Origin of the sequence: Gordonia hirsuta DSM 44140 = NBRC 16056, assembly GCF_000333015.1 — a bacterium.
Taxonomy (GTDB): domain Bacteria; phylum Actinomycetota; class Actinomycetes; order Mycobacteriales; family Mycobacteriaceae; genus Gordonia; species Gordonia hirsuta.
Map to the genome: position 1 here is coordinate 21,093 of NZ_BANT01000027.1, position 25,534 is coordinate 46,626.

Annotated in this window: 26 protein-coding genes and 1 pseudogene; 12 read left to right on the plus strand and 15 right to left on the minus strand. The window is 68.9% G+C overall.

Annotation, left to right across the window (positions count from 1 at the left end; genetic code table 11):
• Position 1 precedes the first annotated feature (1 nt).
• From GOHSU_RS10355 to GOHSU_RS10385, 7 genes are all read right to left on the minus strand, one after another.
• Positions 2-1,249, minus strand: a complete 1,248-nt coding sequence (locus tag GOHSU_RS10355) for an MCE family protein (protein ID WP_005940926.1) — start codon at positions 1,247-1,249, stop codon at positions 2-4.
• A complete protein-coding gene (locus GOHSU_RS10360; RefSeq protein WP_024332559.1) occupies positions 1,246-2,325 on the minus strand; it encodes an MCE family protein in 1,080 nt (359 codons plus the stop codon). The genes GOHSU_RS10355 and GOHSU_RS10360 overlap by 4 nt, the downstream gene beginning before the upstream one ends.
• A 7-nt stretch (positions 2,326-2,332) precedes the next feature.
• A complete protein-coding gene (locus GOHSU_RS10365) occupies positions 2,333-3,502 on the minus strand; it encodes an MCE family protein (protein WP_005940929.1) in 1,170 nt (389 codons plus the stop codon).
• Between the two features lie 4 nt (positions 3,503-3,506).
• Positions 3,507-4,358: an MlaE family ABC transporter permease gene (locus tag GOHSU_RS10370; RefSeq protein ID WP_005940931.1), complete on the minus strand. Its 852-nt coding sequence runs from the start codon at positions 4,356-4,358 to the stop codon at positions 3,507-3,509.
• A 4-nt stretch (positions 4,359-4,362) separates the two neighbouring features.
• Positions 4,363-5,127, minus strand: coding sequence for an MlaE family ABC transporter permease (locus tag GOHSU_RS10375; RefSeq protein ID WP_024332561.1), 765 nt, complete (start codon positions 5,125-5,127; stop codon positions 4,363-4,365).
• A gap of 80 nt (positions 5,128-5,207) precedes the next feature.
• Positions 5,208-6,092: a 3-oxoacyl-ACP reductase gene (locus GOHSU_RS10380; RefSeq protein WP_005940935.1), complete on the minus strand. Its 885-nt coding sequence runs from the start codon at positions 6,090-6,092 to the stop codon at positions 5,208-5,210.
• A 93-nt stretch (positions 6,093-6,185) separates the two neighbouring features.
• Positions 6,186-6,374, minus strand: a complete 189-nt coding sequence (locus tag GOHSU_RS10385; protein ID WP_005940937.1) for a ferredoxin — start codon at positions 6,372-6,374, stop codon at positions 6,186-6,188.
• A gap of 95 nt (positions 6,375-6,469) precedes the next feature.
• Here GOHSU_RS10385 and GOHSU_RS10390 point away from each other — a divergent pair, with 95 nt between their 5' ends.
• Both GOHSU_RS10390 and GOHSU_RS10395 read left to right on the plus strand, forming a co-directional pair.
• Complete coding sequence (locus GOHSU_RS10390; RefSeq protein WP_005940940.1) at positions 6,470-7,639, plus strand: acyl-CoA dehydrogenase family protein; 1,170 nt, start codon at positions 6,470-6,472, stop codon at positions 7,637-7,639.
• Between the two features lie 49 nt (positions 7,640-7,688).
• Positions 7,689-8,792 carry an acyl-CoA dehydrogenase family protein gene (locus GOHSU_RS10395; RefSeq protein ID WP_005940941.1) on the plus strand — a complete coding sequence of 368 codons (1,104 nt, stop codon included), beginning with the start codon at positions 7,689-7,691 and terminating at the stop codon, positions 8,790-8,792.
• 22 nt (positions 8,793-8,814) lie between these two features.
• Here the strand turns inward: GOHSU_RS10395 and GOHSU_RS10400 are convergent, their stop codons facing one another.
• Together GOHSU_RS10400 and GOHSU_RS10405 are read right to left on the minus strand one after the other, a co-directional pair.
• Positions 8,815-9,306, minus strand: a complete 492-nt coding sequence (locus GOHSU_RS10400; protein WP_005940944.1) for an HD domain-containing protein — start codon at positions 9,304-9,306, stop codon at positions 8,815-8,817.
• 89 nt (positions 9,307-9,395) lie between these two features.
• On the minus strand, positions 9,396-10,544 hold the full coding sequence (locus tag GOHSU_RS10405) for an NAD(P)H-dependent flavin oxidoreductase (RefSeq protein ID WP_428829735.1): 1,149 nt from the start codon (positions 10,542-10,544) through the stop codon (positions 9,396-9,398).
• Between the two features lie 87 nt (positions 10,545-10,631).
• Between GOHSU_RS10405 and GOHSU_RS10410 the strand changes: the two genes are divergently transcribed.
• The gene (locus GOHSU_RS10410) at positions 10,632-11,462 is read left to right on the plus strand and encodes a crotonase/enoyl-CoA hydratase family protein (protein ID WP_005940951.1); all 831 of its coding nucleotides are present in this window, start codon (positions 10,632-10,634) and stop codon (positions 11,460-11,462) included.
• Positions 11,463-11,556: 94 nt separating this feature from the next.
• Positions 11,557-12,513 (plus strand): RNase H family protein, encoded by a 957-nt coding sequence (locus GOHSU_RS17390; RefSeq protein ID WP_369403321.1) that lies wholly within the window; start codon positions 11,557-11,559, stop codon positions 12,511-12,513.
• 18 nt (positions 12,514-12,531) lie between these two features.
• On the opposite strand, the pseudogene GOHSU_RS10415 reads toward GOHSU_RS17390, so the two are convergent.
• Positions 12,532-13,551 (minus strand): annotated as a pseudogene (locus GOHSU_RS10415) (LLM class F420-dependent oxidoreductase); the annotation flags it as partial.
• 18 nt (positions 13,552-13,569) lie between these two features.
• Here GOHSU_RS10415 and GOHSU_RS10420 point away from each other — a divergent pair.
• The 5 genes from GOHSU_RS10420 to GOHSU_RS10440 all read left to right on the plus strand — a co-directional run bounded on the left by GOHSU_RS10420 (position 13,570) and on the right by GOHSU_RS10440 (position 17,895).
• The gene (locus GOHSU_RS10420; protein ID WP_051139459.1) at positions 13,570-14,625 is read left to right on the plus strand and encodes a Zn-ribbon domain-containing OB-fold protein; all 1,056 of its coding nucleotides are present in this window, start codon (positions 13,570-13,572) and stop codon (positions 14,623-14,625) included.
• Between the two features lie 15 nt (positions 14,626-14,640).
• On the plus strand, positions 14,641-15,699 hold the full coding sequence (locus GOHSU_RS10425; RefSeq protein ID WP_005940960.1) for a thiolase family protein: 1,059 nt from the start codon (positions 14,641-14,643) through the stop codon (positions 15,697-15,699).
• A complete protein-coding gene (locus GOHSU_RS10430) occupies positions 15,699-16,868 on the plus strand; it encodes a thiolase family protein (protein ID WP_005940962.1) in 1,170 nt (389 codons plus the stop codon). Before GOHSU_RS10425 ends, GOHSU_RS10430 begins: the two co-directional genes overlap by 1 nt.
• A 79-nt stretch (positions 16,869-16,947) precedes the next feature.
• Positions 16,948-17,319, plus strand: a complete 372-nt coding sequence (locus tag GOHSU_RS10435; RefSeq protein WP_005940964.1) for a RidA family protein — start codon at positions 16,948-16,950, stop codon at positions 17,317-17,319.
• 150 nt (positions 17,320-17,469) lie between these two features.
• Positions 17,470-17,895, plus strand: a complete 426-nt coding sequence (locus GOHSU_RS10440; RefSeq protein ID WP_005940966.1) for a DoxX family protein — start codon at positions 17,470-17,472, stop codon at positions 17,893-17,895.
• A 97-nt stretch (positions 17,896-17,992) separates the two neighbouring features.
• Here GOHSU_RS10440 and GOHSU_RS10445 read toward each other — a convergent pair whose 3' ends face one another.
• Both GOHSU_RS10445 and GOHSU_RS10450 read right to left on the minus strand, forming a co-directional pair.
• Positions 17,993-18,460: a nuclear transport factor 2 family protein gene (locus tag GOHSU_RS10445; RefSeq protein ID WP_005940968.1), complete on the minus strand. Its 468-nt coding sequence runs from the start codon at positions 18,458-18,460 to the stop codon at positions 17,993-17,995.
• On the minus strand, positions 18,447-19,718 hold the full coding sequence (locus GOHSU_RS10450) for a cytochrome P450 (protein WP_029759784.1): 1,272 nt from the start codon (positions 19,716-19,718) through the stop codon (positions 18,447-18,449). Before GOHSU_RS10450 ends, GOHSU_RS10445 begins: the two co-directional genes overlap by 14 nt.
• Positions 19,719-19,874: 156 nt before the next feature.
• On the opposite strand from GOHSU_RS10450, the gene GOHSU_RS10455 reads away from it, so the two are divergent.
• Positions 19,875-21,038, plus strand: coding sequence for a steroid 3-ketoacyl-CoA thiolase (locus tag GOHSU_RS10455; protein ID WP_005940972.1), 1,164 nt, complete (start codon positions 19,875-19,877; stop codon positions 21,036-21,038).
• A gap of 148 nt (positions 21,039-21,186) precedes the next feature.
• On the plus strand, positions 21,187-21,651 hold the full coding sequence (locus GOHSU_RS10460; RefSeq protein ID WP_005940974.1) for a group III truncated hemoglobin: 465 nt from the start codon (positions 21,187-21,189) through the stop codon (positions 21,649-21,651).
• A gap of 36 nt (positions 21,652-21,687) precedes the next feature.
• Here GOHSU_RS10460 and GOHSU_RS10465 read toward each other — a convergent pair whose 3' ends face one another.
• The 3 genes from GOHSU_RS10465 to fadD8 all read right to left on the minus strand — a co-directional run bounded on the left by GOHSU_RS10465 (position 21,688) and on the right by fadD8 (position 24,769).
• Positions 21,688-22,155: an SRPBCC family protein gene (locus tag GOHSU_RS10465; RefSeq protein ID WP_005940976.1), complete on the minus strand. Its 468-nt coding sequence runs from the start codon at positions 22,153-22,155 to the stop codon at positions 21,688-21,690.
• Between the two features lie 9 nt (positions 22,156-22,164).
• Entirely contained in the window at positions 22,165-23,067 is a 903-nt protein-coding gene (locus tag GOHSU_RS10470; RefSeq protein WP_005940979.1) for a fructosamine kinase family protein, read from the minus strand.
• 61 nt (positions 23,068-23,128) lie between these two features.
• Positions 23,129-24,769: a fatty-acid--CoA ligase FadD8 gene (gene fadD8 / locus GOHSU_RS10475; protein WP_024332564.1), complete on the minus strand. Its 1,641-nt coding sequence runs from the start codon at positions 24,767-24,769 to the stop codon at positions 23,129-23,131.
• Between the two features lie 101 nt (positions 24,770-24,870).
• Between fadD8 and GOHSU_RS10480 the strand changes: the two genes are divergently transcribed.
• Positions 24,871-25,530: a GNAT family N-acetyltransferase gene (locus tag GOHSU_RS10480; protein ID WP_005940987.1), complete on the plus strand. Its 660-nt coding sequence runs from the start codon at positions 24,871-24,873 to the stop codon at positions 25,528-25,530.
• Positions 25,531-25,534 lie beyond the last annotated feature (4 nt).

Below are 25,534 nucleotides of genomic sequence, written 5' to 3' on the forward strand. Positions count from 1 at the left end.
GTCAGCGTCCTCCCGTCTGCGCCGGCTTGCGGGTGGGCGCCGTACTGGTGCGCACCGGCGGCTGCGGCGGTTTGCTCGACGGTGCCGGGCGGCTCAGATCGGGGCTGCCGCGGTCGGGGGCCTGCGACCAGTTGCCCGGCCACAGCGGGAAGCCGGAGTACTTGGTGAAGTATTCGGCGGCCTCGGGGTACTTCTGTTCCAGCACCCGCATGAAGCTGCCCATGTAGTCACCCCAGGTGGGCAGACCCACCAGCGAGGAGAAGTACGGCCCGGAGCTGACCGCCTCGCCGAGGATGTTGGCGTAGGGACCGAGGTTGTCGATCGCGGCGGTGAAGTTATCGGCGTTGTCGTTGAGGATGTCGAGCACCCGGTTGAACTTGGTCAGTACCGGGGTCAGCTGCTCCTGGTTGTCTTTGACGAAGCCGGTCAGCTCGGCGCTCAGGTTCTTGGTGCCGGTGATGATCTCGCGGATCGCCGTGCGCCGGGCCTGCAACTCGCCCAGCAGGGCGTTGGCATCGAGCAACAGTTTCTGCAGCTGATCGCTGCGCTGGCCGACGATATCTGTGACCCCTTTGGCGCGCGAGAGCAGATCGTTGAGCGAATTGTCACGCGCGGCCACCGCTGCCGAGAGCCGCCCGACGCCTTCGACTGCACCGCGCATCTGCGGCGGCGTGTCGGCGAAGGCCTCCGACAGGGTCTCCAGTGCCGTGTTGAGCTGTTCGGTGTCGGTCTTGGTCAGCGTCGACACCGAGTCCTCGAGGGCGTCGCTGAGCGAATAGGGCGCCTTGGTCTGGTCCAGTGGGATGGCGCCGCCGGAACGGATCCGGTTCTGTCCCAGCGGCATGATCGTCAGGTTCCGGCGACCCAGCACCGTCTCGGTCTTGATGGCCGCACGGCTGCGGTCGCCCAGTTCGATGGTGTCGTTGAGCCGGAACCGGACGCGGGCGGTCATACCGTCGTCCGTCTGGGCCAGCCCGATCGCGGTGACCGCGCCCACGTGCACTCCGGCCACGGTCACCACATCGCCGACCACCAGACCACCGGCGTCTTCGAAGTAGGCCTCGTAGTTGCTCACCTGGCTGATGTAGGGCACCTTGTCGATCATCAGGGCGATCAGCACCACCATCGTGGTCAGGGTCGCTCCGATCAGGCCCATCGAGACACGCGAACGCGGGCCTTCGCGCCGCGGCGCCTCCGGGATCTCCGGTGCGGTCGGTTCCGGAGTCGATCCGGGATCGTCGTCGGTCATGCCGAGCACCTCCCGCCGGCCTTGGTCTTATCGCCCATCGCGTCGATGGCGGTGAAGAAGTACTGCGTGTTGCCCGGGCCGGGCAGCAGCAGCCGGATGCGGCAGAAGTAGAGCTGCAGCCAGGCGCCGTAACTGCCCAGGTTCGAGAGCACCTTGAAGTCGCCGGGCAGTTCAGCAAGCAGCTGCCGCAAGAAGGGTTCGGCCTTGAGTGCTTCTTCCGACGTCGTGCCCAGTGAAGACAGGGCGCCCTTGATGTCCGGGCGGGTGGCACCGAGCAGGCTCGCCATCGAGGTGGAGGTCTCCGACGCCTGGGTGAGGAAGCGGCCGATCACTTCGCGGTCCCCCGACAGTGCCGAGATCAGTTCCTGCAGCCGGTCGACGCTCTGATCCAGGCCGGTGTGGTCGGCTTCGAGCAGTCCCAGCGTGGTGTTGAGGTTGTCGATCACCGAGCCGATGAGCTTGTCGCGGTCGGCCAGCGTGTTGGCGAATCCGTCGGTGGCCGACAGCAGCTGGGTCAGCGCCGGCCCCTGCCCCTGGAACACGGCGATCAACGCCGCCGACAGTTCGTTGACCTGTTCTCCGCTCATCGTGCGGAACAGCGGTTTGAAGCCGCCGAGCAGATTGTCCAGGTCCAGCGCTGGTTCGGTCTGGTCGAGGGGGATCTGGGCGCCGTGCGACAGGTACTGTCCCGGCGCACCGTTGCCCGGCTGCAGTTCCAGATACCGGTCGCCGGTCAGGTTTTCGTAGCGGATCAGGGCGCGCACCGAGGTCGGCAGCCGGTAGGCGTCGTTCACCGTGAACTTGACCTCGGCGACGTTGTCGCGGGTCAGGTGGATCTTGTCCACCACGCCCACGTCGATACCGGCGATCTGCACCTTGCTGCCGGACTTCATCGCCGAGGCGCTGTCGAACAGTGCGGTGTAGCCGTGGCTGCGCCCCGGCTGGTAGCGGCTGAAGACCATCACCAGTCCGGTCATCACCAGCACCATCACCACGATGAAGACGGCGAGTTTGATCACCGTCGCCCGGAATGCGCGAGCCCGTTTGTCGACCGCCCGGTCCCCGGCGGTCACCATCTGTCCGTCAACCACGCTGGGGACCTCCGAACAACAGGTTGAACAGCTTGAACGGCTGCACCTTGGGCTGGGTCCGCGGCTGGTAGGGCTGCGGGGCGTTGTCGGTCACGTAGAACTTGATTCTTTCCTTGGAGTCGATGTCTCCCAGGCCGCCCTCACAGGTCGGCGGGCCCTCCGCTCCCACCCGGGGCAGATCCTGCGGATACCGGTAGGGATCCTGACCGGGGATCAGACCCGAGTCCAGCAGCAGCATGCCGTTGCGGCCGCCCAGCAGCGGGGTGGCCATATCGGCGGCGTTGGAGGCGCCGACGATGAAGCAGCGCAGCCCCGGCGCCTGGTAGCCCAGCAGTTTCGTCACCGGATTCAGGTCGGTGAGCGTGGACATCAGGTCCTTCTTGGAGGCGGCCAGCACCTTGTCGCCGGTCCCGGCCATACCGGTCACGTTGATCAGCAGCGCATCCAGATTCGCGGTGTTCTCCACCAGCAGGTTGCCCAGCACCGTGGAATTGTCGACGACCCGCATCAGGTTCGGCATGGCGTCGGCGTACACGTTCGTACCGCCGGCCGCCTCGGCGAACAACCGGTTCAGGGCCGGCAGGTGCGGCTCCACCTCGCCGAGGGTGTGATCGAGTGCGCTCAGTGCCTCGCCGAGTCGCTGGCCGTTGCCCGACAGGGCACCGGAGACCGCACCCAGGGTGACCGACAGCTTCTCCGGCTCCAGGGTCGCCAGGACCTGGACCAGCTGCTGGTAAACGGTGTTGAGTTCGACGACGACCTGCGATTCGCGGATCGTCGCCCCTCCGGTGAGCCGGCCGACCGCGCCCTGTTCGGGGATCACCAGGTTCACCGATTTGGCACCGAAGATGGTGTTCGATTTGATGTCGGCCTGCACGTTCGCGGGCACCTTGGACAGGTCGCGCGTGCTCATGTCCAGGTCCAGGATCGCGCGCTCGCCGTCGTTGCGGATGGCGGCCACGCGCCCGACCTCCACGCCCCGCAGCTTCACCTTGGCGTCCGGGCTCATCACCAGACCGGCCCGCGGGGCATACAGGGTGACCCGCTGAACGTCCTGGAACCAGCCCAGGAACTGGCCGGCGGCCAGCACGATGATGCCGGTCAGCAGGGTCACCATGACCACCGCCGCCGTCTTACGGATCCCGTCCGTACGCTCAGTCATCCGGTCAGCCCGCCAGGTTGAAGTTGCCGTCGGTGCCGTAGATCGCCAGCGAGGTCAGCAGCGTGATCACCACGACCACCACCAGGGAGGCCCGCACGGCGTTGCCGACGGCCACCCCCACTCCGACCGGTCCGCCCGAGGCGTTGAAGCCGTAGTAGGTGTGGATGAGCATCACCGCGATGGCCATGGCGATGGCCTGCACGAACGACCACAGGATGTCCGAGGGGATCAGGAACGTCGAAAAGTAGTGGTCGTAGACGCCACTGGACTGTCCGTACAACAGCACGGTGGCGAACCGGCTGGACAAGAAGGAGGCCAGGGCCGCCAGCGCGTAGAGCGGGATGATCGCGATCATGCCGGCGACGATCCGGGTGCTGACCAGGAAGGGGATGGACGCGATGGCCATCACCTCGAGCGCATCGATCTCTTCGCTGACCCGCATCGCACCCAGCTGTGCCGTCGCGCCGGCGCCGATGGTCGCCGCCAGCGCGATACCGGCGATCACCGGCACCGCGATGCGCACGTTGATGAACGCTGAGAAGAAGCCGGTCAGCGCCTCCACACCGATGTTGGCCAGCGAGTTGTAGCCCTGCACCGCGATGGTGCCGCCGGTGAACAGGGTCAGGAAACCGACCACCACGACGGTGCCGCCGATCATCGCCAGCGCGCCGGTGCCCATGGAGATCTCGGCGATCAGCCGCACCGTCTCCTTCTTGTACTGCTTCACCGCACGCGGGATCGAGGCGATCGAATCCCAGTAGAACAGGGCTTGATCGCCGATCTTGTTCCAGTCCTCGCCGGCGCGTTTGAGCGCGACGCGGGCAGTCAGCAGTCGTGTGGTTCCCGGTAGCACCATGTCCTCAGCCCATCGTCGCTTTCAGGCCCACGGCCGTGACCACGACGTTGACCACGAACAACGCCATGAAGGAATAGACGACGGTCTCGTTGACCGCGTCGCCGACGCCCTTGGCGCCGCCACGCACGTGCAGGCCGCGGTAGCAGGCGACCAGACCGGCGAAGAGCCCGAACAGCGCGGCCTTGACCATCGAGATGATCAGTTCCGGCAGACCGGTCAGCAGGGTCAGACTGGAGATGAAGGAGCCGGCGTCGACGTCCTGCAGGTACACCGAGAAGACGAAGCCGCCGGCGATGCCGATGGTGCAGACCAGTCCGTTGAGCAGAAAGGCCACCCCGGTGGAGGCCAACACCCGAGGGACCACCAGCCGGTGCACCGGATTGATACCCAGCACCTCCATGGCGTCGATCTCCTCGCGGATGGTGCGCGCCCCCAGGTCGGCGCAGATGGCGGTGGCACCGGCACCGGCCACGATCAGCACGGTGACGATCGGCCCGATCTGGGTGATGGTGCCCAGCGCCGCTCCGGCGCCGGAGAGGTCCTGGGCGCCGATCTCGCGCAGCAGGATGTTCAGGGTGAAGCTGACCAGCACGGTGAACGGGATCGCCACCAGCAGCGTCGGCACCAGGGAGACGCGCGCGATGGCCCACGACTGTTCCACGGTTTCGCGGAACTGGAAGGGCCGGCGGAAGAGTTCGCGGGCGGAGTCGGCGGCCAGTGCGACGAAGTCGCCAATGCTGGCCAACGGCCCGGCGATCCTACTATGCACAGTCCCCTCCCTCCCTATCGCGTGGAGGTGAACCTATCACGCAGATGCCTCCCCGACGCCGCCTCCCAGCCGACATTCGATCAGATGAGATCTTGGGCAGAAAACGTCTCACCGGCGGTTTCCCGGAAGAACTCGGTCAACTCAGCGCTCAGGTCCGAGTCGGCCCACCGCTCGCCTTCGGCGGTGAAGACGGCTTTGACCGGCGGGGCGGCCATGACCGTCACGCGGGGGCCGTAGACGACGAAGACCTGTCCGGTGACACCGGCCGATTCGGGACCGGCGAGGTACCGGACCAAGGTCACCACGTGCTCGGGAGACAGCGGATCGACCGCGTCGGCGGGCGCCTCGCCGAAGACCTGCGCGGTCATCGCGGTGCGCGCCCGCGGGCAGATCGCATTGGCGGTGACACCGAAACGTTCCAGCGCCCGCGAGGCCGACAGGGTCAGCGCCGTGATCCCGGCCTTGGCCGCGGCGTAGTTGGCCTGTCCGGCCGGGCCCAGCAGTCCGGCCTCCGAGGAGGTGTTGATCAGTCGGCCGTAGACCGGCTCGCCGGTCTGCTTGGACAGGGCCCGCCAGTGCGCCGCGGCATTGCGGTTGAGCAGGAAGTGCCCACGCAGGTGGACCCGGATCACCGCATCCCACTGGTCGTCGGTGAGGTTGAAGAGCATCCCGTCGCGGGTGATGCCGGCATTGCTCACCACCACGTCCAGACCGCCGAGATCCTCGACCGCGACCTTCATGATCTGCGCTGCCACCGCCGAGTCGGCGATATCCCCGGCGACGGGGACCGCCCGGCCGCCGGCTTCCCGGATGCGATCGATCACATCACTGTCGTGCAGTGCGGACTCGAGATCGTTGACGATCACCGTGGCGCCGTCGGTGGCCAGCCCGAGGGCTTCGGCACGGCCGAGTCCGGCACCGGCTCCGGTGACGACGGCGACACGGCCGGTGAGCGAGTCAGCCATGGGTTCCTCTCCGTACAGACAATTGAACTAGAACATGTTCTAACACAGTTGTCCGGCGTTGGGGAAACAGTCCGCCAGATCAGCCCGCCCGGGTCATTCCAGAGACAGCGCCGAGCGCGGGCAGCTCGCCACCACCTGACGCATCTCCTCTTCCCGCTCCGGTGGCACTTCCGCCTGGAGAATCACCATGTCGTCGTCGTCATTGAGCTCAAAAACATCGGGCGCCATCCCCACGCACACCGCATTCGACTCACACAGGTCGTAATCACACGTGACTCGCATCGGATTCCTCTCCTCGTTCCGCAGAACCGTTTGACGGACCGCCTACCAACACGTTAGAACGTGTTTCAGAACTAGCCAAGTAAGAGGGGCCTTAGATGCGGATCGCCTACACGCCCGAGCAGGAGACGCTGCGGCGTGAACTGCGCGCCTATTTCGCCGCACTGATGACGCCGGAGCGGCGAGCCGCGCTGGCCTCCGGTGACGGTGAACTCGGCGAGGGCGACGCCTATCGGGACGTCGTCAAAAAGATGGGTACCGACGGCTGGCTGGCGCTGGGCTGGCCGACCGAGTTCGGCGGCGCCGACCGGTCGATGATGGATCAGCTGATCTTCACCGACGAGGCGGCGATCGCCGGGGCACCGGTGCCGTTCCTGACCATCAATTCGGTGGCGCCGACGATCATGGCCTACGGCTCGCCCGCGCAGAAGGAGTTCTTTCTGCCGCAGATCGCATCCGGCGACCTGCACTTCTCCATCGGCTACTCCGAGCCCGGCGCCGGCACCGACCTGGCTGCTCTGCGCACCGCGGCCGTCCGCGACGGCGACGAGTACGTGATCAACGGTCAGAAGATGTGGACCAGCCTGATCCCGTACGCCGACTACGTCTGGCTGGCCGCGCGTACCGATCCGGAGGCGAACAAACATCGGGGCCTGTCGATGCTGATCGTGCCGACCGACAGCGAAGGCTTCTCCTACACACCGGTGCACACCGTGTCCGGAGTCGACACCTCGGCGACCTACTATTCCGATGTCCGCGTGCCGGTGACCGCACGGGTCGGCGAAGAGGGCGGTGGCTGGCCGCTGATCACCAACCAGCTCAACCACGAGCGCGTGGCCCTGTGCAGTGCCGCACCGATCCAGACCGCGCTGCGCGAGACGATCGACTTCGCCGACCGGGCCGGTCTGCTCCAGACGCCGTGGGTGCGCGCCAATCTGGCGCGGGTGCACGCCCAGGTCGAGTTCCTGAAGCTGATCAACTGGAAGATCGCCTCGATCGCGGCCCAGGGCGGCTCGCCCTCACCCGCGGACGCCTCGGCGACCAAGGTCTTCGGCACCGAGTTCGCCACCCAGGCCTACCGGCTGCTGATGGAGGTCCTCGGTCCGCTGGCGACCCTGCGCGCGGGCAGCCCGGGCGCCCAGCTGGCCGGGCGGCTGGAGCGGTTCGCCCGGACCTCGCTGATCCTCACCTTCGGCGGCGGGACCAACGAGGTCCAGCGCGACATCATCGCGATGCTGGCCCTGAACCTTCCCCCGGCCCGGCGCTGAACCGCGACGCCCGAGATACCGCGACCTGAGAATACGGAGCCCGAGAACCATGGATTTCACCCCTTCCGAGGCGGCGGCCGAGGTCGCCGCACTGGCGGCCGACATCGGCGCCTCGCTCAGCACACCCGAGCGCTGCGCCGAACTCGAGGCCACCGAGGCACCCCTGGACCGTCGGCTCTGGCGCGCCCTGGGTGAGGCGGGCCTGCTCGGCCTGGCCGCGCCGGAGGCACAGGGACCGGGCACCGAGGCGCTCGGTACCGAGGAGACCGCGGCGGTGACCTCGGCGCTGGGGCGGCAGCTGGCCCGCGTGCCCTACGGCCCGCATGCGCTGGCCGCGATTCCGGCGCTGGCCCGCTTCGGCTCGGCCGCCCTGATCGATCAGCTGATCCCGCCGGCGAGCATCGGCGATCTGGTGCTGTCGGCGGCGTTCGAAGACGAGGCCGGGCACGCGAGGCTGCGGGCGGACCGGTCGGTGACCGGAACCAAGGTGAACGTCCCCTACGCCGAGGCCGCCGACGCCCTGCTGGTCGACGTCCTGGGCCCGGACGGTCCGGTGGTCGCGGTGGTCCGCACCGCCGTCGCCGGCGTCACGATCACCCCCACGCCCAGCACCGGGCTGACGCCGGTCTACCGGGTCGAGTTCGACGACGTCCTGCTGGGTGAGGAGGACCTGCTGACCGGGGGCTCGGGCACCGTCGACCGGGTGCGGGCGCTGCTGCGGCTGGCGGTGGCCGCCGATCAGGCCGGGGTGCTCGATGCCGCCCTGGCCGCCACCGCCGCCTACGCCCGTGAGCGCGAACAGTTCGGGCGGCCGATCGGCTCGTTCCAGGCGGTCGCCCAGCGGCTCGCCGACGGGTACATCGACGTCCAGGCCGCCGCGCTGACCACCGCTCAGGCGGCCTGGCTGCTGTCCGACGCCGCCGGCGCCGACCAGCGCCAGATCGTGGAGGCCGCGGCCACAGCGAAGTTCTGGGCCGACGAGGCCGGTCATCGCGTCGCGCACACCGCCGTTCACGTCCACGGCGGGGTCGGCCTGGACACCTCGCATCCGCTGCACCGATATTTCCTGCGGGCCAAGCAGAACGAGTTCACCCTCGGCAGCGCACCGGCGGTCCTCGAGGAGCTCGGCGCGTTGATCTCCCCGGCAGAGTAGGTCCCGCCCCCGCCCGGCGGCCTCAGCCGGCGATGCCCAGTGCCACCCGCGCGGCGGCGTATTTGACGCGCAGCCGCTCGGCCGAGGACCGATCCAGTTCGGCGACCCGGCGCGGATCGGTGTTGTCGGCGATGTCGGCGGTCTTGACCGCCAGGGCGACCTCGTCGCCGGCGATCGCCGCGTAGTAGGCATCCGCGGGCACCTCGTCGCGCCGGGTCAGCAGCAGCACCCCGTCGACGACACGTGCCGGGATCCCCTCGGCGAGCAGCTGCGCGGCGGTCACCGGACAGTCCTCGATCACATCATGCAGCAGCGCGGCCGCGACGGTCTGCGGCCGGGCCGGGCGGACCCGGTGGGCCACGCGCAGCAGATGCGTCAGGTAGGGCCGACCCGCCTTGTCGGTCTGCCCGGCGTGTTCGCGGGCCGCGACGGCCAGCGCCAGCGCGACCAGCCGGTCATCGGCCAGCGGCGGCGCCGCCGGTTCCAGCGGCGGAAGCGTGTCCTCGGTGTTCATACCCCGACGCTAACCCCGCCCTACGACAACCCGGCCGCACGACAGTCCGGCTTCACGACAGTCCGGCACCGACGAGCCCCGCCGGCCGGCTACAGCGTGCCGTCGAGCCGGGCGATCGATGCGGCGTACTCGGTGACCAGGTCCTCGATCATGTCGGCGACCGGGACGATCTCGTTGCAGCGGCCCACGATCTGCCCGGCGGGCATCGCCACCACGTCCGGGTCGTCGGCCAGGGAGATTCGCGCATGAGCCTCGCCGACCAGCAGATTCTGGAGCGGCATCGGCAGCGGTTCGGGGGCGCCCGCGTCGTCCCAGGCATCGGTCCAGCGGGTCTTGAGGAGCCGGGCCGGTTTACCCGAGTAGATGCGGCGGCGCACCGTGTCCCGGGAGGTCGCCTTGAGCAGCGCCTGCTGCACCGTGGAGGGACCCGATTCGGTGGTGGCACCCAGGTTGTATTCGGCGGCGGTGAGCCAGTAGGTGCCCATCCACACGCCCTGGGTTCCCAGGGCGATGGCGGCGGCGAGCTGGCGGCCGCTGCCGACGCCGCCGGCGGCGAGCACCGGGGCCGCCGAACCGACCGCGTCGACGATCTCGGGCCACAGCACCATCGAGGCCACCTCGCCGGTGTGGCCGCCGCCCTCATAGCCTTGCGCGATCACGATGTCGACGCCGGCGGCGACGTGGTTCAGTGCATGGTCGCGGGCGCCGGCCAGGGCGGCCACGGCCACCCCGTTCTCGTGCGCCAGCGCGATGACGTCGTCCGGCGGGGAACCCAGCGCATTGGCGATCAGCTTGATCTGCCCGTATTTACGGGTGTGCTCCATCGCCACGTCCACGTGCGAGCGCGCCACCGAATGCAGCCAGCCCAGGACGCCGGTGTTGAGCCGGTCCTGGCCGTCGGGCAGCGGCGGGACCCCGAGGTCGTCGAGGGTGCGTTCGACGAAGGCCCGGTGCTCGGGCGGGATCATCGAATCCAGGTCCACCTTGGAGCCCTCGGTCGGGATCTTGGCCGGCATCACCACGTCGACCCCGAACGGCTTGCCGTCGGTGTTCTTGTGCATCCATTCCAGGACCTCGTCGAGTTCACCGGGGTCGTTGAACCGGACGCAGCCCAGCACCCCCAGTCCGCCGGCCCGGCTGATCGCCGCGGCCACGTCCTGGCTCGGGGTGAAGCCGAAGATCGGGTAGTCGATGCCGAAGCGCTCGGTGAGCGGGGTGTGGATACGAGAGATGGTCATCGCGGGCTTTCGTCGAGCGTTCAGGGTCTGCCACAAAACTAGAACGTGTTACATTTTTCGGCAAGACTTTCCGCCAGGAGGACACCCATGCCCGACACCGCTTCCGCGACCGCCAGCACCCCGACCCCCACCGGCGAGCCCGAATGCCTGGTGGAGAAGCGCGGGCATGTCCTGATCGTCACCATGAACCGGCCGCATGCGCGCAATGCCCTGTCCGGCGAGATGATGGCGATCATGGAGCAGGCCTGGGACCGGGTCGACGCCGATCCGGAGATCCGGGTGGCGATCCTGACCGGCGCCGGCGGTTACTTCTGCGCCGGCGCAGACCTCAAAGCGATGAGCCGTTCGGCCCCGGGCGATTCGTTCGCCAAGGGCGGCTGGGACCTGACCCGGCTGCCGGCCCTGCTCAAGGGGCGGCGGCTGAGTAAACCGCTGATCGCCGCGGTCGAGGGTCCGGCCATCGCCGGCGGCACCGAGATCCTGCAGGGCACCGATATCCGGGTGGCCGCCGAAAGCGCGAAGTTCGGCGTCTCCGAAGCCAAGTGGGGCCTGTTCCCGCTCGGCGGCAGCGCCGTGCGGCTGGTCCGGCAGATCCCGTACACCGTCGCCTGCGACATCCTGCTGACCGGCCGCCACATCGGTGCGGCCGAGGCCAAGGAGTACGGACTGGTCGGCCATGTGGTGCCCGACGGCCAGGCCCTGACCAAGGCGTTGGAGCTGGCCGAGCAGATCGCCGCCAACGGGCCGCTGGCGGTGCAGGCGATCCTCAAGACGATCCGGGATTCCGAAGGACTGCACGAGGAAGAGGCGTTCAAGATCGACGCCGAACTGGGAAGCCGGGTCTTCCAGTCCGCCGACGCCAAGGTCGGACCCCGGGCCTTCGCCAACAAGGAGAAGCCGGTCTTCACCGGCGAGTAGCCCCGCCGCACGGACGGCATCGCCGGCAAGCAGCGATGTCGTACCCGTGTCCTAGGTTGACGTTGCCGACAGACGCCGACCCGCAGGAGGAGCCATGGCACCCGTTCCCGTTGCACGACCGCTCGCCCCCGGCATCGTCGTGCCCACGGCACTGCCCACACGCGAGCTGCACATCGCCCTGGCTCCCGACGGTCCCGACCGTTTCCGCTACCGAGCGGTGTGCGGCGACCGGATCTGGCAGGGCACGGGGCGGTCCCCTTTCGCCCGCGCGGTCCTGCTGGATGCGCTGGTGGACATCCGCCGCGACGTCGATCCGGCGGTCGCCCTGCGGGTGGCCGCCCGCGTTCCCGGTCCGGGGCTGGGTGATCGGCATGCGGCCGGTATCGAGGCGCATCTGCCGCGGCTGTGGATCTCCCGGGCCGAAGGCGCCGACCGGGCCGCGCTCGACGATCTCGAAGGCCGCCTGATCCGGCAGATCCGCCATCGGTCGCGGTCGGCCGATCCGCTGGTGATCGCCACCGACGGCTCGGCCGTCGGCCGATTCACCGGACACAGCTGGCTCGCCGCCTCGGGCCGCTTCGGGCTCGGCGGACGCAAGGAGCCCACGCGCGTCCGCGGCAGCCTGGCGCTGCTGGCCGAGTTGCGGGCCATCGACGCCGCGATCAAAGACAACCTGTATCAGCGACTGCACGTTCTGACCGACTGCCGACCGGCCCTTGCCGTTCTGGACCGATGGCGGCGGGGCGACGATCGCCCGCACCACATCGACTTCGCCTGGGACTGCATTCCCGGCGAGGTCCGTGATCTGCGCGATGCGGTCCAGTCCGATACCGGCCTGCTGAGTTTCTCCTGGACCCCGGGGCACCTGGGCCTGCCGCTCAACGAGGGCGCCGACGGTCTGGCCCGACTGGCCCTGCGCCGGTTGCGCGGGCGCGAAGCGATCACCAAAGACCGCTTCGCCGAAACCGCCGAGGGACTGGCCGAGGCCTTCGCCGCGGCATACCGCACCTCGCCGGCATCCGGGAACACGGATCTGGCGGCGGCCGCCTGACCCGGCGGCTCCTCCGGTCAGCGCTGCCAGCGCCCGGACCGTCGCGACGTCGCGGGCGGTCACCATCAGCAACGTGACACCGGCAGCCGCCCACTCGGCCAGCTGGGCGCGCACCTGATCGGCCGTGCCCACCAGCATGGTCTCGCGCACCATCTCATCGGGCACCGCGGCCACCGCCTCGGCTTTGCGCCCCGACAGGAACAGCCGGGTGACGTCGTCGACCACCTGTCCGTAGCCCATGCGTCGATACAGGTCGGCGTGGAAGTTCTTCTCCCTGGCCCCCATCCCACCGACATACAGCGCCGTCGAGGGCCGGTATCGGTCCAGGGCGGCGGCGACGTCGTCGGTGATCACGCAGGCGGCGTTGGCGGCGATCTCGAAGTCGGCCCGGCTGCGGCGGGCCCCGGGGCGGGCGAAACCCTCGTCGAGCCACTCGTCGTACCGGCCGGCCATGCGCGGGGAGAAGAAGACGGCCAGCCAGCCGTCGGCGATCTCGGCGGTCTGGGCGACGTTGCGCGGCCCTTCGGCGCCGAGCCAGATCGGGGTATCCGGTCGGCGCGGGTGCGTGATCGAGGTGAGCGCCCGGCCGAGCCCGGTGCCGCCGGGCAGGGGCAACCCGTAGTGCGGACCGTCGCTGGTCACCGGACCCCGGCGGGCCAGGACGTCGCGGACGATGCGCACGTATTCGCGGGTGCGTGCCAGCGGCCGCGCGAACGGCTGCCCGTACCAGCCCTCGACCACCTGCGGGCCGGAGACGCCCAGTCCGATGATGTGCCGGCCGCCGGACAGGTGGTCCAGGGTCAGGGCCGCCATCGCCAGCGAGGTGGGCGGCCGGGCCGACAGCTGCGCCACCGCCGTACCCAATCGGATCCGCGAGGTGTCCGCGCCCCACCAGGCCAGCGGGGTGTATGCGTCGCTGCCCCACGATTCGGCGGTGAACACCGTATCGAAACCGCAGTCCTCGGCGGCAGCGATCAATTCCGGGGCTCCGGCGAGCGGCTCGGCGCCCCAGTACCCCAGCTGCAGTCCCAGTTTCATGCGTGTCCTTCGGTCCGAATGCTTGCACGCAATACTAGAACGTGTTCTATTTATTGGGTGACCCGCAGCGCCGCACCGTCGAGCCCCCAGGTCGAGGTCCCCGTTCCGCAGACCGAGATCCTTGCGGCCGACCTCGCCATCTCCTTCGATTACACCCGCTCCCTCGGACCGGTCCTGTCCCCGTTCGCCCTCGCCTTGCGCGACGGGCGGATCCTGGGCGGCCGCACCTCCGACGGCCGGGTGCTGGTCCCCCCGGCCGAATTCGATCCGGTCACCGGACGCCAGACCACCGAGCTGGTCGACACCGGCCCGATCGGCACCGTGGTCAGCTGGTCCTGGCAACCCGACCCCCTGGCCGGACAGCCGCTGTCCGAGCCGTTCGCCTGGGCACTGATCCGGTTCGACGGCGCCGACGGCGCACTGCTGCATGTGGTCAAGGTCGACGGACCCGACCGGATCGGCACCGGACTGCGTGTGCACCCGGTGTGGCGGCCGGTGCGCACCGGCCGGATCGACGACATCGCCTACTTCGCTCCCGGTGCGCACGGCGAACCGGCTCCGATCGAGCCCGATGCCGCTCCCATCGCCGGCGACGACGGCCTGGTCACCCTCACCACCCCGGTCTCGCTGACCATCGCGCACAGCGCCACCGAAGAAGAGTCCTGGTACCTCGAGGGCCTGCGCCGGGGCACACTGCTCGGCGGCCGGGTCACCACCGGCGAGGTCTACTTCCCGCCGCGGCAGGCCAGCCCCGCCGACGGGTCACGGACCGTCGCCCGCGTCGAGCTGCCCGACACCGGCACCGTCACCACGTTCTGCATCGTGAACGTGCCGTTCCTCGGCCAGCAGATCACACCGCCGTACGTGGCCGCCTACATCCTTCTCGACGGCGCCGACATCCCGTTCCTGCACCTGATCCTGGACTGCCCCGCCGACGAGGTCCACATGGGCATGCGGGTCAAGGCCGTGTGGCGGCCCGAAGACGAGTGGGACCACACCTTGCGCAACATCAGCCATTTCGCACCCAGCGGCGAACCGGACGCACCGTTCGAGTCGTACCGGGACCACCTGTAAGGAGAGCCGCTTCCGATGAACCCTTCCGACCCCTCCGCCGGGCGAGCACCACGGATCGCCGTGGTGGGCTTCGCCCACAGCGCCAACGTGCCGGCCACCACGGGGACCACCAACGGCGTGGAGATGCTGATCCCCTGCTTCGACCGCCTGTACACCCAGCTGGGGATCACCCGTTCCGATATCGGTTTCTGGTGCAGCGGCTCATCCGACTACCTGGCCGGCCGCGCGTTCTCGTTCATCTCGGCGATCGATGCGATCGGCGCGGTCCCGCCGATCAACGAGTCGCACGTGGAGATGGACGGGGCCTGGGCACTCTACGAGGCCTGGGTCAAGATCCTCACCGGCGAGGTGGACATCGCCCTGGCGTACGGCTTCGGCAAGGCCTCGGCCAGCAACGCCGACCGGACCCTGGCCCTGCAGACCGACCCCTACACCGTCGCTCCCCTGCTCCCCGACGCGCGTTCCCTGGCGGGCCTGCAGGCTCGCGCCGGACTGGACGCCGGCACCTGGACCCAGGAGCAGATGGCGCAGGTGGCTGCGCGGACCACCGGCGCCGACGTCGACGAGCTGCTGACCGCCGACTATGTCGCCGCACCGTTGCGCGCCCACGACATCGCGCCCTACGCCGATGCGGCGGCGGCGGTGGTGATCGCCACCGAGGAGCGCGCCCGCGAGCTGACCGACCGTCCGGCCTTCATCACCGGCTGGGACCATCGCATCGACTCGCCGAACTTCGGTGCCCGCGACCTGACCCGCTCCCCCTCGACGGCCCTGGCCGGCGACACCGCCTTCGGTGAGCGCAGCCGGGCCGTGGACGTCGCCGAGATCCAGGCGCCGTACACCCACCAGGAGATCATCGTCCGGCAGGCGCTGCGCCTGCCGGATTCTGTGCGGATCAATCCGTCCGGCGGAGCCCTGACCGGCAACGCCCTGTTCTCCGGCGGACTGCAGCGCATCGGCTATGCCGCGCACGCGATCACCACCGGGGCGGCGAACACCGCAGTAGCCCACGCGACCAGCGGGCCGCTGCTGCAGCAGAACATGGTCGTGACCCTGGCAGGAGACGAGAACTGATGGCGCGCAACCGATCCGCGGTGCTGGGCACCGGGCAGACCAAGTACGTCGCCAAGCGCACCGACGTCACCATGGCCGGTATGGTGCGCGAGGCGATCGATCGCGCCCTGGCCGACGCCCAGGTCACGATGGATCAGATCGATGCGATCGTCATCGGCAAGGCACCGGACCTGTTCGAGGGCGTGATGATGCCCGAACTGGCGATGGCCGAAGCGATCGGCGCGGTCGGCAAGCGCCTGATCCGGGTGCACACCGCTGGCTCGGTGGGCGGATCGACCGCGGTCGTCGGCTCGTCCCTGGTCTCCGCCGGTGTGCATCGCCGGGTGCTGGCCGTGGCCTGGGAGAAGCAGTCCGAATCCAATGCGATGTGGGCACTGTCGATCCCGGTGCCGTTCACCATGCCCGTCGGCGCCGGCGCCGGTGGGTACTTCGCCCCGCATGTGCGCGCCTACATCCACAAATCCGGCGCCCCGTCGCACATCGGCGCCATGGTCGCAGCCAAGGACCGCCGCAACGGGGCCCGCAACCCCCTGGCCCATCTGCACCAGCCGGACCTGACCGTGGAGAAGGTCCTCAGCTCGCAGATGCTGTGGGATCCGATCCGGTACGACGAGACCTGCCCGTCCTCCGACGGTGCGTGCGCGGTGGTGATCGGCGACGAGGCCGCCGCCGATGCGTCCGTCGCCGACGGCCGTCCGGTGGCCTGGATCCACGCCACCGCCATGCGCACCGAACCACTGGCCTACAGCCACCGCAACGTGGTCAGCCCGCAGGCGGGCCGCGATGCGGCGGCTGCGCTGTGGCGCGCGGCCGGCATCGGCGATCCGCTCGAGGAGGTCGACGTCGCCGAGATCTATGTGCCGTTCTCCTGGTTCGAGCCGATGTGGCTGGAGAATCTGGGCTTCGCCGCACCGAACGAGGGCTGGAAGCTCACCGAGGCCGGTGAGACCGAGATCGGCGGCAGGCTGCCGGTCAACGCCTCCGGCGGCGTGCTCAGTTCCAACCCGATCGGCGCCTCGGGAATGATCCGTTTCGCCGAGGCGGCCATCCAGGTGATGGGCAAGGCCGGCGACCACCAGGTCGACGGTGCCCGCAAAGCCCTGGGCCATGCCTACGGCGGCGGCTCCCAGTACTTCTCCATGTGGCTGGTGGGGGCCGACCGCCCCTGACCACACGGCCGTTTTCGGCTGTGGCCACGGGAAACACCGATCAGCACTAGACTTCTTCGGAGCCGACCAAAGGACTCTGATGAGCACCGATGTGAACGCACAGCACCCTTACAGCCCCGCCTTCCGCGCCGGCGACACCATCTACGTCTCCGGCGCCCTGTCGGTCGACCGGGACTATCGCCCGGTGGCCGGCCGCGACGCCGCACTGGATGCGGCGATGGATCGGATGACCGAACGATTGGCCACCGCCGGCGGCCGCGTCGACGACGTGGTCAAGCTGACGTACTACGTGACCGACGTATCCCTGCGAGAGGAAGCCAACCGCCAGTTCGAGCGGGTCTTCGCTCAGCCGCGACCGGCCCGCACCTTCCTGGCCGTCAGCGCACTGCCCTACGGGGCGACCGTGGAGATCGACGCCATCGCCGTCGTCGGCGAACCGCCCGCCGAATAGTCGCCGGCCGCGCACGGCACTGACCCCCGCTAGACATGCGGACCGCGGTCCGTTTATCCTGAGGGCACTGCGCTCGCGGACCCGATCCGCACGGTGCGTCGACGACCCCGTGATTCGGCGCTGCCCCACACCGACCAGGGAGACATTTCCATGACCCGAACCCAGCTCGGCCAGTCACTGGCCACCACCATCGCCCGCATCATCTTGGGCATCATCTTCTTCGCCCACGGCTGGCAGAAGTTCTTCACCAACGGCATCGGCAACGTCGCCGACGGCTTCGCCGCCATGGGCGTGCCGGCCCCGACCTTCTCCGCCTGGTTCGCCGGCCTGGTCGAACTGGTCGGCGGCGCCGCCCTGATCCTGGGCGTCGCGGTCCCGGTGTTCGCCGGACTGCTGATCATCGACATGATCGGCGCGATCTTCACCGCGCACATCGACAACGGCTTCTGGAACATCGACGGCGGCTACGAGCTGAACCTGGCGCTGATCGCCGGTCTGATCGCCGTCGCCGTCGCCAACCAGGGTCCGCTGTCGGTGGACGGGAACATCTTGCGGGCCCGGGCTGTGAAGCGCTGACCGGACAGACCCCACAGGAAACGGCCCGCCGGAGAACTCTCCGGCGGGCCGTTTCTCGCTTCTGCCGGGCCGGCGATACGGCCCCGGACGGTGTGCGCTACTGGGGACGCAGCGACGCCATCGTCTCGGCCACTTCCCAGAAGGCGCGCAGCGCGGCGAGATTCCCGTCCGCATCGGCCCTGTAGGTGAAGACGCCGTCGGCTTCGGTGACATGCCCGGCGATGTAGGTGACGATCTTGCCGATGTAGGCCACCTCATCACCGCAGATGATCTCCTTGTCGAAGACGAAGTCGATCTTCTCGGTGGTGCCGATGGTCTTGTCCCAGAACTCCGAGAGCTGCTGGTGACCGCGGTGCCCGACGCCGGCCTCATCGAACATCGACGGGCCGACGGGATCCTCAACGGATCCGTCGGCGGCGAAGTTGTCCAGCCACGCCTGCTTGTCGCGGGCGGCCACCGCCTCTCGGGAGCGACGCCCGGCCAGCACGGCCGGATGACTCTCCCGATCGATGTTCAGATAGGGAGGCAGACCCTCGTCGCCAGCGGCGCCGTCACTTGGTGCCATAGTCGACCTGCAGCTCCTTGATCCCGTTGATCCAGCCGTGCCGCAGCCGCCGCGGCTTTTCCAGCTTGGTGATGTCGGGCACCATATCGGCCAGCGCGTTGAACATCAGGTTGATCTCCATGCGGGCCAGGTTGGCGCCGATGCAGAAGTGGGTCCCGTTGCCGCCGAAACCGACGTGCGGGTTCGGATCGCGCAGGATGTCGAAGGTGAACGGATCGTCGAAGACGTCCTCGTCGTAGTTCGCCGATCCGTAGAACAGACCAACGCGGTCGCCCTTCTTGACGGCCTGGCCGCCGATCTCGGTGTCGGCCTTGGCGGTGCGCTGGAAGCTGTTGACCGGGGTCGCCCAGCGGACGATCTCGTCGACCGCGGTGGCCGGGCGCTCCTTCTTGAACAGTTCCCACTGCTCGGGATTGTCCATGAAGGCGTTCATCCCGTGGGTGATTGCATTGCGAGTGGTCTCGTTGCCGGCCACGGTCAGCAGGATGAAGAAGAATCCGAACTCGGCCTCGTCGAGCGAATGCCCGTCGATGTCGGCGTTCACCAGCGTGGTGACGATGTCGTCGGCCGGGCATTTGCGGCGCGCGTCGGCCATGTTGTAGCCGTAGCCGAGGATCTCCGCCGAGGCGACCTGGGGATCGGTGGTGAACTCCGGATCGTCGGCGTTCATCATCGAGTTGGACCAGTCGAAGAGCTTCATCCGGTCTTCCTCGGGCACACCGAGTAGATCGGCGATCGCCAGCAGCGGCAGGTCGACGGCGACCTGATGCACGAAGTCGCCGGATCCCGAATCGGCGGCCTGGGCGACGATCCTGCGGGCGGCTGCATCCAGCTTCTCCTCCAGGGCATGGACGGCCTTGGGGGTGAACGCCCGGGAGACGACCTTGCGCAGCCGGGTGTGCTCGGGCGGATCGTGGTTGATCAGCAGCGCCTTGGTGACGTCGATCTGCTCCTGGGGCATCTCATCGTCGAAGCGCATGATCACACCGTTCTCCGCCGCCGACCACAGGTCGGCGTTCTTGGAGATGTCGCGGATGTCCTTGTGCTTGGAGATCACCCAGTAGCCACCGTCGTGGAAGCCTCCGCCCTTGCCGGGCAACTGGGGATTCCACCAGACCGGTGCGGTCTTACGCAGTTCGGCGAACTCCTTGACGGGGATACCCTGTTCGAGCAGATCCGGGTTGGTGAAATCCCAGCCCTCCTGCTCCATGAACGGGCACTTACCCGTCGAATCCGACGCTGCGGCATTCTGCATCATCTGCGTCACGCCTCCACCTCTTTTTCGCGATTCCGACAGTCCCCGAAAAATGAGAACCGGTTACAGTTTTGGTAGTCCCCACTGTGCCACACTGGTGAGACGCAAACAAGAACATGTTTCACTTTCCTGGTGGTTGCGTCGATGAAAGGTAGATGAATGGGCGATCCGGTGATCGTAGAAGCAGTCCGCACCCCGATCGGTAAGCGCAACGGCTGGCTCTCGGGTCTACACGCCGCCGAGATCCTCGGAGCGGCGCAGACCGGGGTGATCGAGCGCGCCGGGATCGACCCGGCGCTGGTGGAGCAGGTGATCGGCGGCTGCGTGATGCAGGTCGGCGAGCAGGGCAACAACGTCACCCGCACCGCCTGGCTGCACGCCGGACTGCCCTGGCAGACCGGCGCGACCACCGTCGACTGCCAGTGCGGCTCGGCGCAGCAGGCCAATCACCTGATCGCCGGGCAGATCGCGGCGGGGGCGATCGAGGTCGGCATCGCCTGCGGCATCGAATGCATGTCCCACGTCCCGCTGGGCGCCAACGTGGTCGCCGAGGCCGGGCCGCGCCGTCCCGAGTCCTGGGACATCGATATGCCCGATCAGTTCGACGCCGCCGAGCGCATCGCCGCCCGCCGCGGAATCACCCGCGCCGAGGTCGACGCCCTGGGTCTGCGCTCACAGCTCAACGCCAAGCGCGCCTGGGACGAGGGCCGCTTCGACCGCGAGATCCTCACCGTCACCGCCCCCGAGCGCACCCGCGAGGGCGAGCCGACCGGCCAGACGCTGACCGTCACCCGCGACCAGGGACTGCGTGAGACGACCGCCGAATCGCTGGCCGGCCTCAAACCGGTGATCGACGGCGGCATCCACACCGCCGGAAACTCCTCGCAGATCTCCGACGGGGCGGCCGCGGTCCTGATCATGGACTCCGACCGGGCCCGCGAGCTGGGACTGACCCCGCGCGCACGCTTCAAGGCCCAAGCACTGGTCGGCGCCGAACCGTACTACCACCTCGACGGACCGGTCCAGGCCACCGAGCGGGTCCTGGCCCAGAGCGGGATGAGCATGGCCGATATCGATCTGGTGGAGATCAACGAGGCCTTCGCCTCGGTGGTGCTGTCGTGGGCCCGGGTACACAACCCCGATATGGACAAGGTCAACGTCAACGGCGGCGCGATCGCACTGGGGCACCCGGTCGGCAGCACCGGCTCCCGCCTGATCACCACCGCCCTGCACGAGCTCGAACGCAGCGACGGCCAGACCGCTCTGGTGACCATGTGCGCCGGCGGGGCGCTGGCCACCGCGACGATCCTCGAACGCATCTGAGCGTTCTCGCAGATCGACACGACAGCGGCGGGTTCTCCGAGGCCAGTGACTTCTTTGCGGTCACTGGCCTCGAAGGTCCCGCAGGCGCGCTGGTCTGGGAGTAGACAGCGCAGATGGCCGCCTCGCCGACACGCGTAAACTCGGGGCCATGACCGGGTCTTCACGGCCAGACATCGCCGACCGCGACGATATCGTCGATCTGCTCGGGGACTTCTATCATCGGGCGTTCGCCGACGAGTTGCTGCGCCCGGTGTTCGTCGACGTGGCGCAGATGGATCTGTCAGTGCATCTGCCGGCCATCGCCGAGTTCTGGTGCAAAGCCGTCCTCAAACAGGGCGAATACCGGCGCAACGTGTTCCTCCCGCACCGCGAACTGCACGAGCTCACCGCTTTGGGACCGCAGCACTTCGAGCGCTGGCTGAGCTTGTGGCACCGCACGATCGACGACCGGCACACCGGGCCGAAGGCCGATCTGGCCAAACTGCACGGCGCCCGGATCGCCTATTCGATGTGCCGGATGCTCACCGGGGAACTGGTGGTCTCGATCGCCGAGTGGCTCGAGGCGACCGGCCACGAGCTGGGCGTGCACAGTCCGCGGCACATCGCCGGCTGATCCGGTGGTCCCAGGCGCGTGCGGCCCGGGACCGCGTCACTGCGCTTCGGCGCGCGCCTTGAGCCGCTCGAGGGTCTGCCGGATGTGGTCGGCGTTGGTCGCCGCCCGGTCCTTGACGCCGGTGGCCAGGGTGCCGATCGGCCGGAACCAGGCCGGCCGCAGGTCCATGGTGCTCTCGGTGACCAGGCAGCCGCCGTCGACCTCGGCCAGGTCGTAGCGCCAGCGGGCGATCGGGATCATCAGACTGCGCACCTCGAATTCGAAGGCTTTGCCGGGCCGGGCATCGGTGACCGTGCAGGTGGTGGTCCAGGTGTGCTTGCCGTTGCGGTTGCTGCCCTTGAACACCGCCCCGGCGTGGGCGTTGTTGCCCTTGGTCCAGGTCATCGAGGTGGTCTCGGCGGCCAGATCACTGAGCACGTCCAGGTCGGTGATCAGGTCGTAAACGGTGGCCGGATCGGCCGCGATGGTGATGTCGGCGGACACCGCCGGGATTGCCTTTGCCATGCCTCCACCTTAGGCGGCGGGTCGGCGCGCGTAATGCTCGAGCACCCGCAGCGCCGCCGCACCGTAGCCTCCCCCGAAGAGCAGCGCGTGGACCAGCAGCGGCGGCAGCTGATACCAGCGCAGCCGATCCCGCCAGCCGGCCGAGAGCGGGAAGGCCTCGTCGTAGGCGGCGAAGCAGTCCTCGCCGAAGCCGCCGAACAGCGTCATCATCGCCAGGTCGATCTCCCGGTGCGCCCAGTGCGCCGCCGGGTCGATCAGCCAGTTGTGTCCGGTCGCCCGGTCCGCCGGGGCGTCTTGCGCACCCGCCCGGCCGATCATCCGGTTGCCCGCCCACAGGTCGCCGTGCACCAGCGCCGGCGGCTCGGGTGGGCCGCACAGCTCGCCGGCGCGCGGTGCAAGCCGTTCGGCCAGGGTCCGCGCCCGCCCGGGCAGTTCCCCCGCGGCGATCGCGCGCCCGATCAGCGGCACCACCCGGCGGGTGAAGAAGAACTCCGGCCAGTCCTCGGTGGGCCTCAGATCGATCGGCACCGATCCCAGGTAACCGGTCGGCGCACCGTCGATCGCCCCGAACGTCGGATGGGTGACCGCGTGCAGTCCGGCCAGTTCCCGCCCGAAATCGGTGTCGGTGGCCGGCCCCGGCGGACCGGCCGAAATCCATTCGAGCACCAGCCCCGAGTCGCTCTGGCGCAGCACCTCGGGGACCCCGAGTCCGCCGCGATGGGCGCGCAGGATCTGCAGGCCGGCGGCTTCGCGGGTGAACAGGTCCGGCGCCGGATCGGGTGCGTATTTGAGGAACAGCGGCCCGTCGGGAGTGTCCAGGCGGTAGGCACGGGCGATGTCTCCGCCGGTGACCGGATGTGCCGCACGCACGCGCAGGCCGTCGATCAGTTCTGCGGGCAGGTGATCGGTCATGACTCCATGATCACCCTCTCGACGCCGTCTCGCGGCGATCCGGCTCAGGCTCGATCCGGTGTCAGGCGTAGCGGGCGCGCAAGGCCTTCTTATCGGGTTTGCCCAGCGCGGTCAGCGGCAGCTGATCGGTGAAGATCACCGTCTTGGGCGAGTGCACCGCACCCTTGGCCTCCTTGACCGCCTGCTGGATCTGCGCAGCCACCTCGGCTTCGGCCAGCACCGATTCACCACCGGCCGATTCACCCGGGCCCGAATCGGCCGGGGTGCGCAGCACCACCACCGCGGTCACCGCCTCGCCCCACTTGTCGTCGGGCACCCCGATCACCCCGACCTGAGCCACCGCCGGGTGGGCGGCCACCACGTCCTCCACCTCGCGCGGGAAGACGTTGAAGCCGCCGGTGACGATCATGTCCTTGGTCCGGTCGACGATGTACCAGAAGCCTTCCGCGTCCTCGCGGGCCACGTCGCCGGTGTGCAGCCAGCCGTCCCGGAAGGCCTCGGCGGTCTGTTCGGGCAGGCCCAGATAGCCTCCGGCCAGCAGCGGCCCGGATACGCAGATCTCCCCCGGCTCCCCCTGCGGGACCGGGCGGCCCTGGTCGTCGAGCAGGGCCGTGCGCAGGAACGACGACGGCCGGCCGCAACTGCCCAGCCGCTCCGGGGTGTGCTCGTCGGTGCGCAGATAGCTGATCGCCATCGGCGCCTCGGACTGGCCGTAGTACTGGGCGAAGACCGGCCCGAAGCGGTCGATGGCCTCGGCCAGCCGCACCGGGTTGATCGCCGAAGCGCCATAGTACACCGTCTGCAGGGAGCTGAGGTCACGGGTGTGTGAATCCGGGTGGTCGAGCAGGGCGTAGAGCATCGACGGGACCAGCATGGTGGCGGTGATCTGCTCGCGCTCGATCGTCTCGAGCACCTGCGCCGGATCGAAGCGGCCCAGGACCACCATGCTGCCGCCGGTCATCAGCGTCGGCACGAAGAACGCCGCCCCGGCGTGTGAGAGCGGGGTGCACATCAGAAAGCGCGGCCGGTCGGGCCACTCCCATTCGGCCAGCTGGATCGAGGTCATCGTGGCCATCGCCTGGGCGGTGCCGATCACGCCCTTGGGTCTGCCGGTGGTGCCACCGGTATAGGTCACCGAGACCACGTGGTCGGGTGGCAGCAGCGCGGCGGTCAGCGGCTGTGCGCGATACTTCTCAGCCTCGGCGACGATGTCCACCCCCACCTCGCTCAGCTCCGGAGGCACCGGTCCCAGGGTGAGGATCTGCGTCAGTGCGGGCACCTTCTCCAGCAGGGCGGCGGCGCGCTCGACGAACATCGGGTTCGGGTCGATCACCAGCGTCCGCACGCCGGCGTCGTTCAGGACATAGGCGTGGTCGTCGAGGGAACCGAGCGGATGCAGGGCGGTGCGGCGCCACCCGCGGGTCTGGCCGGCACCGATCACCAGCAGCACCTCCGGCCGGTTGAGCGCCAGCAGTCCGACGGCCGGCCCGCTCCCCGATTCGACGCCGGCGCCGACCCCCTCGAAGGCTTGCACATAGCGGCTGATCGCCTCGGCCATCTGCCGCCCGGTCAGTTCGGTGTCACCGATCTGCAGGACCGGCCGGTCGGCGTGCCGGTGCAGGGCCGAGACCATCAGATCGCCCAGATGCACGCCGGTTCGCAGGTACTCGTCAGTAGACTCGCCAGTCACATTTTCCGCCACGAGCCCACACTAGAACGTGTTTCAGTATTTCGGAAGACGCGCAGGTAAAAACCTCGGGACAAGTCCACCACGCGGGCCGATTCGGGCCTACCATCGATGCCATGACCGATGTTGACAAGGCCACCGACCGCCGCGAATTGACCCAAACCGTGCTCACCGCTCTGGAGCGTCGTCACGAGCTCCTCGACGTCGTCGTCGAGGCCGAGGACCGCCCCTCCGCCGTCGCTGCGGTCGCCGAGTTGCTGGGCGCCTCGCCCGCCGCCGTCGATTCGGTGATGAACATGTCCTTCCATCAGCTCACCAAGGAGGCCCGCCGCCGCCATCAGGCCGAGCTCGACGACCTCAACGCCGAACTCACCTTCACCGCGGCCGAGCGTCCGGCCGCCTCCGGCGACACCCTGGGACTGCGCCCGTTCTCCGCCGACGCCGACGCGGACCTGATGTCCGAGTGCACCGACGAACTGCACGTGGCCCTGGACGGCTCGGGGGCACCGGCCGGCGAACTGTCGGAGGAGATCGCCAAGGGTGTCAAACGCGTCGACGACGAGGATGCCGTCTGGCTGGTCGCTGTCGAGGGCGCCGACAAGATCGGCCTGGTGCTCGGCGAGCTCACCGGTTCCGGCGAGGTGGATGTGCGCATCTGGATCCGTCCCGAGAAGCGCAAGCACGGCTACGGCACCGCAGCACTGCGCAAGTCGCGCACCGAGATGGCGATCGCCTTCCCGGGTGTGCCGATGGTGGTGCGCGCACCCAGCGCCTGACCGG